The 14117-nt window shown below is 42.6% G+C and carries 11 protein-coding genes; 2 read left to right on the top strand and 9 right to left on the bottom strand.

The window, feature by feature from the left end:
* Window positions 1–104: 104 nt before the first annotated feature.
* The 8 genes from H6G92_RS00495 to H6G92_RS00460 form a co-directional block, all read right to left on the bottom strand.
* Entirely contained in the window at window positions 105–623 is a 519-nt protein-coding gene (locus tag H6G92_RS00495; RefSeq protein ID WP_190889702.1) for an META domain-containing protein, read from the bottom strand.
* A 459-nt stretch (window positions 624–1082) separates the two neighbouring features.
* Window positions 1083–2321, bottom strand: a complete 1239-nt coding sequence (locus H6G92_RS00490) for a trypsin-like serine peptidase (protein WP_190889699.1) — start codon at window positions 2319–2321, stop codon at window positions 1083–1085.
* 882 nt (window positions 2322–3203) lie between these two features.
* Window positions 3204–4082 carry a bile acid:sodium symporter family protein gene (locus tag H6G92_RS00485; RefSeq protein ID WP_190889697.1) on the bottom strand — a complete coding sequence of 293 codons (879 nt, stop codon included), beginning with the start codon at window positions 4080–4082 and terminating at the stop codon, window positions 3204–3206.
* Window positions 4083–4266: 184 nt separating this feature from the next.
* On the bottom strand, window positions 4267–4473 hold the full coding sequence (locus H6G92_RS00480) for a hypothetical protein (protein ID WP_190889694.1): 207 nt from the start codon (window positions 4471–4473) through the stop codon (window positions 4267–4269).
* A 155-nt stretch (window positions 4474–4628) separates the two neighbouring features.
* Window positions 4629–7265, bottom strand: a complete 2637-nt coding sequence (locus H6G92_RS00475) for a carboxypeptidase-like regulatory domain-containing protein (protein WP_190889692.1) — start codon at window positions 7263–7265, stop codon at window positions 4629–4631.
* Window positions 7266–7477: 212 nt separating this feature from the next.
* Window positions 7478–8305 carry a P pilus assembly protein, chaperone PapD gene (locus tag H6G92_RS00470; protein WP_190889689.1) on the bottom strand — a complete coding sequence of 276 codons (828 nt, stop codon included), beginning with the start codon at window positions 8303–8305 and terminating at the stop codon, window positions 7478–7480.
* Window positions 8306–8486: 181 nt separating this feature from the next.
* Entirely contained in the window at window positions 8487–8960 is a 474-nt protein-coding gene (locus tag H6G92_RS00465; RefSeq protein WP_190889687.1) for a hypothetical protein, read from the bottom strand.
* Window positions 8961–9001: 41 nt separating this feature from the next.
* Window positions 9002–9496, bottom strand: coding sequence for a hypothetical protein (locus H6G92_RS00460; RefSeq protein ID WP_190889685.1), 495 nt, complete (start codon window positions 9494–9496; stop codon window positions 9002–9004).
* Between the two features lie 580 nt (window positions 9497–10076).
* Between H6G92_RS00460 and H6G92_RS00455 the strand changes: the two genes are divergently transcribed.
* Entirely contained in the window at window positions 10077–10955 is an 879-nt protein-coding gene (locus H6G92_RS00455) for an N-acetylmuramoyl-L-alanine amidase (protein ID WP_190889682.1), read from the top strand.
* Window positions 10956–11016: 61 nt separating this feature from the next.
* Here the strand turns inward: H6G92_RS00455 and ribBA are convergent, their stop codons facing one another.
* Window positions 11017–12690: a bifunctional 3,4-dihydroxy-2-butanone-4-phosphate synthase/GTP cyclohydrolase II gene (gene ribBA, locus H6G92_RS00450; RefSeq protein WP_190889679.1), complete on the bottom strand. Its 1674-nt coding sequence runs from the start codon at window positions 12688–12690 to the stop codon at window positions 11017–11019.
* 321 nt (window positions 12691–13011) lie between these two features.
* Between ribBA and argC the strand changes: the two genes are divergently transcribed.
* Complete coding sequence (gene argC, locus H6G92_RS00445) at window positions 13012–14070, top strand: N-acetyl-gamma-glutamyl-phosphate reductase (RefSeq protein ID WP_190889677.1); 1059 nt, start codon at window positions 13012–13014, stop codon at window positions 14068–14070.
* The last annotated feature ends 47 nt before the right edge of the window (window positions 14071–14117 follow it).

Here is a 14117-nt window from a genome sequence, read left to right as displayed (position 1 = left end):
CCGAAACTTAGCATGTGTAGAGGTTATGATGAATGCGTAGGCGTAGCTTGCCGCAGACATCGCAAGACTTGTGACAAATGCGAGTTAAGCTGTCGTTTGTGAGCCTACTTCATAGGGACAAAATACAGCACTCCCTCATCTGCATTCAATGCATAAAACAATACCAGACGACCCGAAGCATCTGAGTCAATGCGACGTACCGATTGGAGGGCGGATAAGAATTGGACTTCTTGATTCATCACGACTGGATCACAACCCTTTTGAGTTGCATCTAATGTTCCTAAGGAAAGTTGGTCATCAACCAGCTTAAAGGAGCCACCGAAACGATTACATCCCCCAAACCCATTCACCTGATTGTCCTCAAAATGCAGAGACACTTCTGTTTGGGGCACAAGTGCAACAGCAGAGCCTTTACGCTCCCAACGCTCAAGTCGCCAAGAAGAATTTTTCAAAGCAACACGAGACTGCGGAGGGCGTTCGGAGGACATAGTAGGTAATTGAGTTGAAGAAGACTTTGTACAGGCCAATAAAGCAAGGTTGAAGGTCAGGGCAACCCCCACAATGCTTAAAACAAAACCCACCTGAATTAAGATAACTTTGAGCGAAACCATCTTCGTTTGCATAATGTGTAATCGCTTACTCTAGATGGATCAGGAAATGTTATGAACATTATTATAGTGAAATTAATATTTTCACGGGCAATCTGAGGCATTCTTTTATAAACTTAGAAACCCGCACTCGTCTTACAGAGGTTACGATGTATACAAAAGTCTTTGGTGAGTCCATTTACGGTTAAGTCTCATAGCCCCTGATATACCTCACCCTGGTTTTACTACGTCAAATCTATCCCTATCCTTAGTAAGGAGAGGGATTAAAGATAGGACAGGGTGAGGTTTTGGAGGACTTTTGGGTAATTCGATGGTTAACGTGACAGTTTTAGAAATCGATTTATCTTGGTGCCTTTGTGCCTAAAGGGTAAAAAAATTATTTCTTCACCACTTAGACACCAAGAGGAAAATAGCTTTATCTGCTACAATTTTAGTTCGCTTTCTACTTACCTGAATGAGGGTTAGCCTAACTACTTATCTGCAACGCCCCTTACTTTGAAGTTTCCAAGCGCTTAATGCAGGGTTATCGCAAGCGTCATAAACTAGTTTTCCAATGTTGCCCGCCCCACGCGTACCATAAGCAGCGTTAGGAAATTGTTGGTTTTGTCCAAACCAAGACGAACCCATTCGCTGCTCGTCATTACCATAGCTTGTAACTCCGACAACAGTATTACGGACGTTTGAAGAGCCATAATTTCCTCCTACCGCATCGGCACCAAAGTTGACAAGCCAGGGACCACCGCTAGATCCGCCAGTCATAGCTGAACCTAACCAAGTATTCTTTAGATTGCCGGTAGCGTAGTATGCGCCATAGGCAGTGTTGATTTGCATCCTCAAACCTGAGTCAAAAGAGGCAGGATATCCGAGCTGAGTGATAGACGCAAATAGTTTATTGCCGAAGACGCCTTGATAGGCTGCGGCTGGCACAGTATAACTGTAGCCATTCCAGGCATAACCGAAGTAACCGGTAAGATTGCCTGCCTGTTGTCCTGAACTATTATTGTTTAGTGCAACAAGCGCAATGTCATTGTTGCAAACAACGCCAGTCTGTGTACAGGTATCAGTTCCATTAAAGTAGGCGGTAGGAATCAGGTACTGCGTGCTTTCAAATGATAGATAGGGTTCAGAAGAGTTGTTTTTTGCAGGAACAAACTTCACCTTTTTCGCCCAGCCGTTGCTTCCTTTTCCATAATCATGAACACAGTGTGCAGCCGTAATCAGAAGACTTTTCCCAATCATTGAGGCTGAACAAACACTGTTATAAGTGGTTCCCCCAAAAGCCATATATAACTTTCCGGCTCGACGGTATGTATCGGTCTGGGCAGGATTGGTAGTGCCCCCTAAAACACGGGAAGTAGAGTAAGGTACTTTAGAAGTTCCAAAAGATAATGGGGAATCTATTGGTAAATCTAGTTGCTCATTTGTGTTGGAGTTACTTGTATCTGAAGCTGAAGGTCTTACTGCACCCGGTGTACCAGTGATAATACCCGTGCTGAAAGCAGCGTTGGCTGGAGCCTTAACCGAATCTTTTGGCATCCGCGATTTAAGGTCTTTTTCAGGTAGAGTCTTGAACTGTTGAGTTCTGTATGACTGATTGACGCTATCAGATGAGACGGTTAAAGAGCGATTTTGCGCGATCGCCCCATAACTTTGTAAACTCAGTAACAATCCAGTCGAGACAATAGCTAATGACTGTCTAACAAATACTTGCATTTGATTCCTCTTTGGTGTGCGAAATGATTGGGTTATCTGCTTGCTGAAACTTTTGTAAATACATCAATACAAGTATTTGCGAGATGGCTAGACAAGCAGCCAAAATACAGCCTATTAACACACAAATAGACTAATGCATACTGTAAATATGCCTGTTCAAGCAAGTTTGCCTTATACTTGTAATTTCAAGTAGTATGCGGGTTTTTATGTAGATTGATTATGAAGAAAGTAATAAGATATGAGGGTATTTTGTTAAATTTCTATTAACCTATTTTTAACCTATTTTTTTAAGTGCTAAAAACAAAAAATCAACAGATTTGGCGTATAATGACGAATTTTTGACCTTATCAGCCCCTGCTTTTAGGCGCTCAATATTAATGCGTAGGCATAGCCTGTCGTAGAGATTGCTAAAAAATAGACCTAAAAATTTAGCCAGAAAAATGTGTTTTAGCTTATTCAATATAATTCCATTTTTGTTAATCATTATTACTTGACCGACTTTCTAGTATTCCCAAATGCTGGTAAGGAACAACATTTTTAACTCTGCTACTTTGCTGATTTTGGGTAATATTGCCACCAGTAATAAAATTCCCAACTTCTTAGAGAAGTTGGGAATTTAAGCCTTTCAATTTCCACAAATCAAATAGAATTGCTATATAGTCTGTATTGTCAATACTACACAGTCACTCAAAACTGAAAATTTACCACGAAAAATGTCAGCTTTCATGATCGCTAATTTACCAAGTATATTGCCTCAATTAGTCTACAAAACTATTAAGATTATCATTAATTGGTTTAGCAGAAGAGGCGAGAAACATCAACAACACAAGATTGGATAATTGAATTTGTACAAATACTTTTAACCGATGAGGCAAATTATCTTTATGCTTTCAACAAGCCTTGACGACGACTAGCCCACCAAGCAAATCCAGCACCAGTCACAAACATTAGCAGACCATAAATTGCCCCAGGAATGGCCATTGTGGGAGTATTCAGCAGTGTAGGCGTAGAAGCGATCGCGATCGCCAGTGTCCCATTTTGAATTCCTACTTCTACTGTAATTGCCGTAACGCGTTTTTCCCCTAATCGGGTTAAAGTAGCGATCGCAAAACCTAAAGCCATTGCAACCACATTCAAAACCAGAGTTGCCCAGCCCACATCTATTACGTAAGAAATAAAATTATTCCGTTCTCGCAGCAGCACTCCAGTAATTACCACCGCCAGGAAAAATAAAGACAGCCACTTCACAGGTTTATCTGCCTTGTCTGCCAATCCGGGTGCATACCGCTTGGCTATCATCCCAATTGCTATAGGTAGAAGTGTAATCACCGCAATCTGCAACACAGTGTTTAAGAAAGGTAACTGTAGCGTTGTTCCTTCGCCCAAAAATCTCTGCATTGACAAATTTACTACCAGAGGAATCGTAAAAACCGTAATGAAACTACTAATAGCTGTTAGCGTCACAGAAAGAGCAACATCACCCCCGGCCAAAAACGTAATCATATTAGAAGTAGCGCCACCGGGACAGGCTGCTAAAATCATCACACCTACTGCTAATTGTGGGTCAAGGGGAAACACCGACGCAATGCCAAAGCCCACAATCGGCAACATGATCAACTGCGCCACCAAGCCAATCACCACTGCTTTGGGATAGATTACAACTCGCTTAAAGTCTTCTAAGGTCAAGGTTAAACCCATGCCTAGCATGATTATAAATAGAGCTAGGGGCAGAAAAACAGCCGTCAGAAAATTTGCTTCCATCCTTAACCCGCGTTGGTAACAATAAAATTGCCTCTGGATTTTACCGTATTACCGTTAAAATTCTAGTTATTGCTTGTGACAATCGATATAAACCACAGATAAACATAGATTCTCATAGAGGCGCACAGATGTACGCCCCTAAGCCTATTTTTCATTCAAATGGAATCGCTACAGCAGGCAGGATTCATGGAATAGGAGTGGTTTGTACTTCTTCTAAGGATGGTGAAGATTCAGAAGAACTAGCGCTACTTTCTGATGTTGAAAGCTCATCATTAACAACTCCATCCCATGAATAATTGCAGATTTTAGTGCGAAGTAATGTACCAAATGTCAGGTTAATTACTACAGCGAAGGAATCGATAAAAATTAGATTTACAAAGCGATCAATCATTAGACCCCCTTGAGCTAAATTGAGCATCAAGTGATATTTGCTTTCTTACTACACATGCCACAATGTCTTTTCCAGAAATGCATGGATTGGGTTGCACAGCTAGCTGCGCTCCTAATGGACAAATAATTTGGGATAATTTATTTTTTGGAAGTCTCTTAGGGGATTGACGGATGTTGCAAATTAAGCTCTTGGAATGGTTCAGAAGACTCTTCCAATTTCAAGCTACCAGCAGATTTACCATTGATTTGTAGAGTATATTTTCCCTGTGGTAAGCCTTCTAAATAATAGACTCCAGCACCGTTGGTAACAGAAAAACGCCGAGTTCCTTGATCTGGTTGTATAGCTTCTACCCGTGCGCCTGCGATCGCTTGGCCTTGAGCATCCGTGACTACCCCTGATCGCGTGTAAGAACGAATTAGCGGAATCATCACAGGGGTATAACTCCCAGCAATCACATCAACAGCTAAGGATTCCGCCGCAGCCTGCCAATCAGGAGGTAAACCTGCTGGATCGAGATCGAGGCGATAAACGCCAGGAGACATCCTTACTAAAGTGCGCTCGCCCTGGATTTGTGGTAAAAACGACTTCAGAGGTTTATTGTTCAAAGTCAACAATAAATCAGCGTTATCTGTATAAACTTCTTCGCCTCCATCCTGTTTGCCGTTATTGTTTCGGTCAAAAAATGGCTTAATCAACAGTCCGCCTTGTGTACGGAAGTAATTAGAACGGCGATCGCCTGGACTAATACCCCCTTGTAGATTCAGGCTAGAAGCTAAATCTATGCTGAAAGTTGCTTCATCGGAACTCGGCGATACTCCTTGATAACGCGCCCGTAATAGCAAACCTGGTAAAACTGTTGTTGATAATGTGGCTAGTAGTCCACTACCCTGAGAACCAATACCATAGCCCAACTGTGCTTCCCACTGATAGCTACCATCAATCGCCTGTTGTTGTGAACGATACCGCCAACTCACACTTAGCAAGCTGTCGCTACGATTTTGATTCTGTGTTTCATAATTTAACAGCAGTGTGCTGCCACTATTAGAAAAGCTATTTTTAGAAAATTTGTAAGTCAGTTCCGACAAACTGCCAATTTCGTTACCGCGTTGCGTTAATTCTAGTCTCCCAAGACGTTGCAGCAAATTCCAGCGCAGGCGGTTTTTAGTATCTAAGCTGACACGGGCAAAGGTAAAGGCATCTTTGCCACTCAAGTTAATTTGCATTCCGCCAGATGTTGCATCAGCTGTGTCAGTACTGGCAAATAAGGTGAATTGAGGCAAAACTCGCCAATCTAGATTAAAACGGCTAGACAAGCGATCGCTGGTAAATGCAGCGCTCAAGTTGGATGATGGATTGTAGCGAATATCTGTGTTCACATCCCACTTATTACCCGTCAGTGCTGAAACTGCTACCTGCAAAGGTAAGTTTCCAGGACGCCAAAATAATTCTCCTAAGGCTCTAGGCGATTCGTCGTACACTCCACCTAAGCCTACTGTCAGATTTTCCGATAAACCCCAACGCCCAGCAATTCCGCCCCGAAAGTCAGAAAAGTTGCCCAACAGACTTTGATTCCCCAAAGAATTCCGTCGTAAGCCACCAGAAGCGATAAATGCTGAAGCACCTGCTGGTAATTGTCCTGGGACTGTCGAAAAAGTAGCCTCTTGAATTTCTGGTTGGGCGGTGAGTCGTCCTTGGGGATAAAGCAAAACGCGATAATTGTTGTTTAAAAACTGATTTTGGCTTTTAATATTTTCAAAGCGGTAAATGCCAGAAGAATCAACTAAAATTTCGGCAATCACGCGATCGCCAAAACCTTGTACTAATCGCGCTAATGTACCTGGTTCAGTCTTACCAGAAATTGTGCGTCCAATCGAATCTGCTTGTAAACGTTGACGAGGATCAGAAGAACCACCACCAAAGGGTTGAGGTGGTACAAATCCCTGTCGTTGAATGGATGTAAAACCCCAATAGTCTCCTGTTCCTTGAGTTTGCCAAAAAGTTGGCTGGGAACCCACAAAATAATCGGCTGAATTAGTTTGTCGGAGAAACTGCGCTTCGGCAATATTCCAAGTTTGCGGATTTTGTAAATTTGGTTGATCGGTGCGGATGAACCACGAACCACCAAAAGCACTCCCAACAGCAAGAAAATCACCTTTATAGTTTGTCGATCTGGTAGCACTACCGCTAGCATTTACCTTCTGTTCAATTGCGGCGACACTAAAACTTTTAGGTGAAATGTGTGGTAATCCTTCTAGTTGAATTGGAGTTTCTGTTTCTATTAGTTTGCCAGTAGATTGATCTAGGACTGGAACATCCAAAACAATGGCGTATTCATTGATATCAAATTTTGCCGTTACGCCAAATAGAGTTTGTAACTCTTGAATTGTAAAGACTAATCCTAATTCTGGATCGGTACGAAGTTTCGTTGGATCGATGCGAGTCACAACACCAGGCGATCGCACTTCTAATTGACCATCAGGTAAAGTAGTAATATTTAATTTCAACCCTTGAATTACAGCATCATAGGGTAACAGCCAATTTGCAAAATCAATTGCTTCAGAACCATCTTCTTGACCACGCACTAAAACGCTAGGATTGACATTGCGGTTCCCTACATTCAATCCTACGGGAAAAACTTTAAATTCGGAATCCTTAGCTAATTGGGTACTTGTGGGCGTTTGGGAATTTGAAATCGCAGGTGTATCTGCCTTAGCTGGGGTGATAATAATTTGACAGAGCAGAGCGATCGCAGCTAGCAGATATTTGCCTCTATTTACTAACCGAAGTTGCACAAATTTTTCATTTCTTAGGAAATTTATTTATAAAAATAGAGACATTGCATTGTAATGTCTCTACAAACATATAATTCCCACGCAGCAGGCAAAATTATCGATATTAATGCTGTCTTTTACAGCAAGACTAATTCTCCCAAATCAGGCTACAGATGCCAGATTTAATTTGAATTTATTAATTACGAATTACGAATTACGAATTGTTACACAAACTATTTTTTCTGTGACGCAGCCGTTTGTGTAGGAATAGTAATATTTAGATTGAAAGGCAACTTACTTTTTTTACTGTCTTCACCCCAAAACAATTCACCACTCAGCTCATATTGACCGGGTTTGAGGGCTGGTTGGTCTTTGTTGGGGTAACTTAATAAGAAATTGCGATCGCTATTTGCCACTACAGCATTAGCATCTACCCGCCCAGTTTTGACAACAGTTTGCCCTTGACGTAAAGTCCAATTTACACTAGGGAGAACAGTTGCTTGACCGCTATTCCGAACTAAGAGTTGAATTTGTTTTTGCTCTGGATTAAAGCTGGCACTATCAATTGCTAGTTTGGGAGAAAGGTTGCCTTTTCTGACATATAATGTCACGCCAATTCGTGCCACCAAAGTAACATTATTACCAGCAGCATCTTTTGATTCAGTGAGAGTTTCATTAAAGACTACCGCTCGATATTCCCCATCAGGTAAATTGGGAGCCAAGCGACTGATGAGGCGCACCCGCCGAACTTCTCCTGGTTTGACAGTCAACTCACGCGGTGAAAATTGCAGATATTTTGTCAAGTCACTGGGACTAGAGGATAAGGTTTGAAATCCTGCATCGCGGCTATAGGTGAAAGGTTGAGCATAGATCCGAATACGAGAAGGGGTCTTACTGGTATTAGAAATCGTGATCATTCCTTGGGCTTGTCCGCGTTCCGCCTTGGTTTCAATCACGAGAGGAGAAACGCTCATTTGTGCTTTAGCAGCAACAGGAAACAAAATTAGGGCGAATAAGCCAGCACTAACAGCAGCTAGAGAGCGCCAATTATTATTGAACATATTTATAACTATGGCAGAATTGTAAATTTAATTCCTGATTTATAGTTCCCAAAAGCAGACTTATTTTATCTATGGGTAACAAGAAAAATATCTTGCCACTTAAAGATTTAGTCTCTAGCGACAAGATATTCAGCAACTATTTTTCTCAATCAATCTGAAGGGAAACTGGAAAAATTTTAGACTATGGCACGATAGTCAACGTTGTTACATAGCTGTAGTTTCCAGGAACAAGGGGACTGCCCTTATCTACTATCATGTTTATATCCAAAGGCAAACCGCCACCAGGAGGCAGCGGCAGAGAACCACCACCTTGAGAACTCGTATTACCAAAAGGTGAATTGATCTCCCCGACAGAGAACATAGGTGTAAACCCAGGACCTCCGGTTTGCTGTGGTTGAGATATACTCACTCTGGCACCTTGGTTACAGCTAACAAAAACCTTACCAAATTGTCCTCCAGGAAACATTGCCGCTAGTGCAGTTGGGTTAGTCTGCTGGTTGAGTCCCAATTTACCAGGGGTAATTTGATCGAAGTTGCAGACACCAGCGACATTTCCCGTAAACGGAACATCAGCGGTTTGTGCCATTGTTTTGGGTGCAAGAGCAGCAGAACCAACAATTATCAAAGCAGCGGTTAATAAAGAACGACGAATCATTTTTAAATCCTTTTAAAATAGATAAAAGTTGGAGAAAACAGTTATGGTGCGATCGTTAAGGTAACAACGTAGGTATAAATTCCCGGCGTAAATGCTACCGGTCGCTCTACCAATAAACCCACCTCTAGATTGGTGTTACCTGCCGGCAAAGTTGCGCTTCCACTACCAACATCACTGCGAACATTGGTCGAACCAAATTTTAAAAACCCAATGTGCGTTGTGCCAGATGGATCGGCACTAGGGCCAGATACAAGCCTGGGGGGAGAAACAGAGATAGTGGCAGATGTGCTGCTTTGTACGCCGATAGTGGCAGGACTTTCTGATTCAAACTTTGTCGGAATTCCGCCAGAATCGCTAGCAATAGTTGGTTCAGCAGTGCCAGAGGCAGGAGAACTAAAGCTAGCTTCAACTGGTACTGTTCCACTGAACGGAACATCTGCATTTTGAGCTAGCACAGCTTGATCTAGAGCGAATGCCTGCACGCTTAATGCACTTGCCAGCACTAGGCTAGAGGTTAACGCTAGACGGTAAAGCATAAAGAAGTTAACTGATTACTCAGCTTTGTCCTGTATCAGTGTCTTGTTCTTATGCTAGCTATTAAAAATTACTATATCTGCCGTAACAACACTTAATTTTCATCCCTGAGATCAAATTCCGTTAAGATACTTAGCCCAAGTTACAGTTTATGAAATTTAGGTTTTTTGTATCAGGACTTACGCAAAAATTGCTAAAAAGCTTAATTTATCGAACCGCCATCGCGCAGCGTCTCGTAGAGAAGAACGCCAAAGTTTTGTATAGTCTGCATAAGTCGTATGTATGTGTCGATTCGGGCGGTGCCTGCGGAGGGTTACGCCTACGCACACCAGGGGTGTGGGCAAAACATCCTTATTAAGAGCGCTAGGCGATAAAGACTTTGATACCCACAGTATTGAAATTAAATGGCTTGTAATAGCACTATTTCAGGGATTCAAAACGTATATTTAACTAGAATTAAGGTGTTGTAGCGATTCTAGTTTGGATACCATAAGCGATAGGGGCGTACAAAAGCGCGCCTCTACCAAGGACAAGCGAGTTTAGCTATAAGTTAATATCTACCGTTTTACGGGTATTAGAAAAATGAGGTTTAAAGACTGGGCGACTAGGGTGCTACTAATCTCGCTGATGTTCATCGCTTTAATTGTAGTGTTGCTAATTGGACGAGCGACAAAATTACAAAATAATCCGACAACATCCCGTACATCAAATCCACAGGTTACAGCCTGGAGTCAATATCCCCAAGCACAATTACAATCAGCGAAAGAGCCAGAAAAGAAATCTCAAGATGTTATTAAGTCCCCAGTCAAGGCTAAAAAGCCTATAGCAAGGTATATAACCACTCAAGCTTTTGCACAGTACAGGCCTAATTATGAAGTTGTCTTAGTTAACCCAACGAACTATGGAGAACGGTACGCCCAAGATGTTAACGGCGTTCCTCTCAACAACCAACCAATTATCGTCCTCCATGAAACTGGTTATTCTGCTTCCAGCGCCATTAATTTCTTTCAAGTAGCCCATGATGATGAAAGTGTGCAAGCAAGTTACCACGCCTTAATCAAGTTAGACGGAACGGTGGTTTATCTAGTACCGCCAGAAAAGCGGGCTTTTGGTGCAGCTAACTCAGTATTTGATAGTCCTGATGGAGTGGAAACTGTGAAGACTAATCCAAATTTGCCCCCGTCTGTGAATAATTTTGCTTATCATGTTTCTTTGGAAACACCGCCAGATGGTTATGACGCTAGCAGCAAACAATCCCATAGCGGCTACACAGAGGCACAATATAATTCTCTTGCTTGGTTAGTTGCTCAAAGTCAAGTCCCAGACGATCGCATCACTACGCACCATCTAGTAGATCGTTCTGGTAAAAAAGTTGACCCGATAAATTTTGATGGTAATAAATTTCTGAGCTTACTTAATACTTATCGTCAGGTTAGACCAATCTATAGAGTAAATAAATAAAAAGTGGTGCGTTATGCTACGCGATAACACACCCCTGTATCTTAGAAGAAAATCATCCAAGCTATTTGCTAAAGCTATAAATTTGCTGCGTCTCAAGGCGATCGCTAATTGATGAAGGCAGTGTACGATCCGAGAATGTCTGCCGATCCAGTTGGACTTGTAAATTACTCAAGGGATCGCAACCAGAAGAAATCAGAAATTCTATTTTCTGGATGTAAGGCAAAGTTGCTAGGTTGTCCAAAATTTGACTAATAGCCTGTATATAAGGATGACCACTTTGTTGATACCAATTAGAGCTAGCAACTTTTGGCTGATCAAAACCCAAGTGTACTGTCAAAGATGGCTCATTAAATATAGCGATCGCTAACGGACGCGCTTCTTCCTGCAACAATAAATCATTACTTTTCGCTAAGTGTCGCAGTTTTTCTAAGCGTTCATAACGTTCGGTCACAGCTTCCGGGTCATCTTGCCAATGGATTGCTACTGTCACCAGATAAGTCTGTAACAGCATGTGACCAAGCTTTTTCGCCTTTGTCGCTAGGTAATAGGAATTGTAGTCGGTTGCCTCAATCAATAACGGCAAGCGATCAACTACTTCCAACCCATAACCCTTGACTCCAGCAATTTTACGGGGATTATTAGTAATCAAACGTATCTTTTTAATGCCCAAATCCATGAGCATTTGTGCCCCCATGCCGTAATCTCGCAAGTCAGCCGGAAATCCTAAACGCTCATTGGCTTCCACTGTATCCAGCCCCATATCCTGCAATGAGTAGGCTTTCAGCTTGTTAATCAAGCCGATTCCCCGTCCTTCTTGGCGCAGGTATACAACTACACCTTGACCAGCAGACTCAATCATTTTCAGTGCAGCTACAAGCTGCATCCGACAATCGCACCGTAAGGAACCCAGAGCGTCACCAGTTAAGCATTCTGAGTGCATCCGCACCATTACTGGCTCATCTTTGAAGTTAGCTGGATCACCCTTGACAATCGCAACGTGTTCTGTGTTGTCCAAGGTATGGCGGTATGCGTAAATTTCAAACTGACCGAATTCACTAGGCAGTTTGGTTACAACTTCTCGATATACTAGGCGATCGTGCTGGAGGCGATAACTGATTAAATCCGCAATACTAATAATTTTTAAATTGTGACGTTTAGCATATTCAATTAACTGCTGCAACCGCGCCATTGAACCATCGGAGTTTTGAATTTCACAAATTACCCCTGCTGGGTATAGCCCTGCTAGTCGAGCTAAGTCCACAGCTGCTTCCGTATGTCCTGCGCGTTTGAGTACGCCTCCAGCCTTAGCCCGAATGGGAAAAATATGTCCAGGACGACGTAAATCGGTAGGTTTTGTGGCTGGATTGAGAGTAACCTGGATAGTGCGGGCGCGGTCTTCTGCTGAGATGCCAGTGGTCACGCCCAATTCTGGCCCGGCATCAATACTGACAGTGAAGGCAGTTTGGTTAGTATCTGTAATGTTGCTTACCATCAAAGGTAAGTCTAGCTCGTCTAAGCGATCGCCTGTCATTGCCAAACAAATCAGCCCTCTAGCTTCCACCGCCATGAAATTAATCATGTCGGGTGTGGCAAATTGGGCAGCACAGATTAAATCGCCTTCATTTTCTCTATTTTCATCATCTACCACTACAATGACGCGACCAGATTTTAGGTCTGCTAAAGCGGCATCAATCGAATCAAATTTAAAAGCTTGGGTAGTATTAGGCTGTGACACAGAAAGATTTCCAGCTACCAACGTAAATTTTTTTAACAATTTCTTCTTTTAGATTGTAGCTCCTTTATAAGGCAGAGAAGTAGACTAGCAATGATTTGATAACGTGGCAAAAATTTCTGCCATTAAAAGTGGGGATAAAGTGCAGTGATAGTAAAAGATGAACAGGACGCGGTGACATGGAGATTTATTTTTCCGCATCCTCTTCCCTGTTGTCCGAAAAACTAGAGGGGTTTCAGGCGTTTTGTACGCTGTGCGTCTAGTCGCTGATATTGTTGATAGCTGATAACGAATTCACCATTCATGGGATAAGGATTTCAGATCATGGGCAAATTTAGACGCGTACCCGTTGGGATTGTTGGCGCGTCGGGCTATGGCGGAGTACAGTTAGTACGACTACTGATGGATCATCCAGAAGTCGAACTGGTTTATTTAGGCGGTGAGAGCAGTATCGGCAAATCTTTTGGGGATCTCTACCCGCATCTGGCTCATGCAACTAACCTGCCAATAGAGGCGGTAGAACCAGAAATAATTGCTTATCGCTGTGAAGTAGTTTTCTTGTCTTTACCAAATGGTCTGGCTTGCCAAATCGCGCCCAAACTGTTGGAAAAAGGATGTAAAGTACTAGATTTGAGTGCAGACTATCGGTTCAGTGATTTGACAACTTATACAAATTGGTATGGTACAGAGAGAAGCGATCGCACAATTGCAGCTACAGCAGTTTATGGATTACCAGAACTTTATCGCGATCGCATTGCCGAAGCTGAACTCATTGGTTGTCCTGGTTCATATCCCACTGCTAGTCTCCTTGCACTTTCGCCACTCTTAAAGCAAGGCTTAATCGTCCCAGAAACAGCTATTATCGATGCCAAGTCTGGCACATCTAGCAGTGGACGACAACCTCAAACAAACTTATTACTAGCTGAAGCAGACAACTCCATAGCAGCTTTCAATATCGGCCGTCACCGTCATACCCCAGAAATTGAGCAAATTTGCAGTGACTTAGCTGGTCACGAACTCATGATCCAATTTACACCCCACCTTATCCCAATGGTGCGCGGTATTTTGGCAACGGTATATGCCACAATGCGCGATCCTGGTCTAGTGCGAGATGATTTAATCACAATTTTCTCAGCCTTCTACCGCAACTCTCCTTGGGTAAAAGTCTGCGGTAGCGGCGTTTACCCCCAAACCAAATGGGCTAACGGCAGCAATCTTTGTTACATCGGTGTAGAAGTTGACCCACGCACAGGTCGCGTGATTGTCATGTCAGCAATTGACAATTTAATTAAAGGACAGGCGGGTCAAGCGATTCAGTGTCTGAACCTGATGATGGGCTGGGATGAAACCTTGGGGTTGCCCAAGCTGGGGTTTTATCCCTAAATCAGTTAGGAGTTAGGAGTGATTAGTTATGAATTAAAAACTCCTAA

Origin of the sequence: Nostoc foliaceum FACHB-393 (genome assembly GCF_014698505.1) — a bacterium.
GTDB classification, from domain to species: domain Bacteria; phylum Cyanobacteriota; class Cyanobacteriia; order Cyanobacteriales; family Nostocaceae; genus Nostoc; species Nostoc foliaceum_A.
This window is presented reverse-complemented; position numbering and strand designations above follow the sequence as displayed.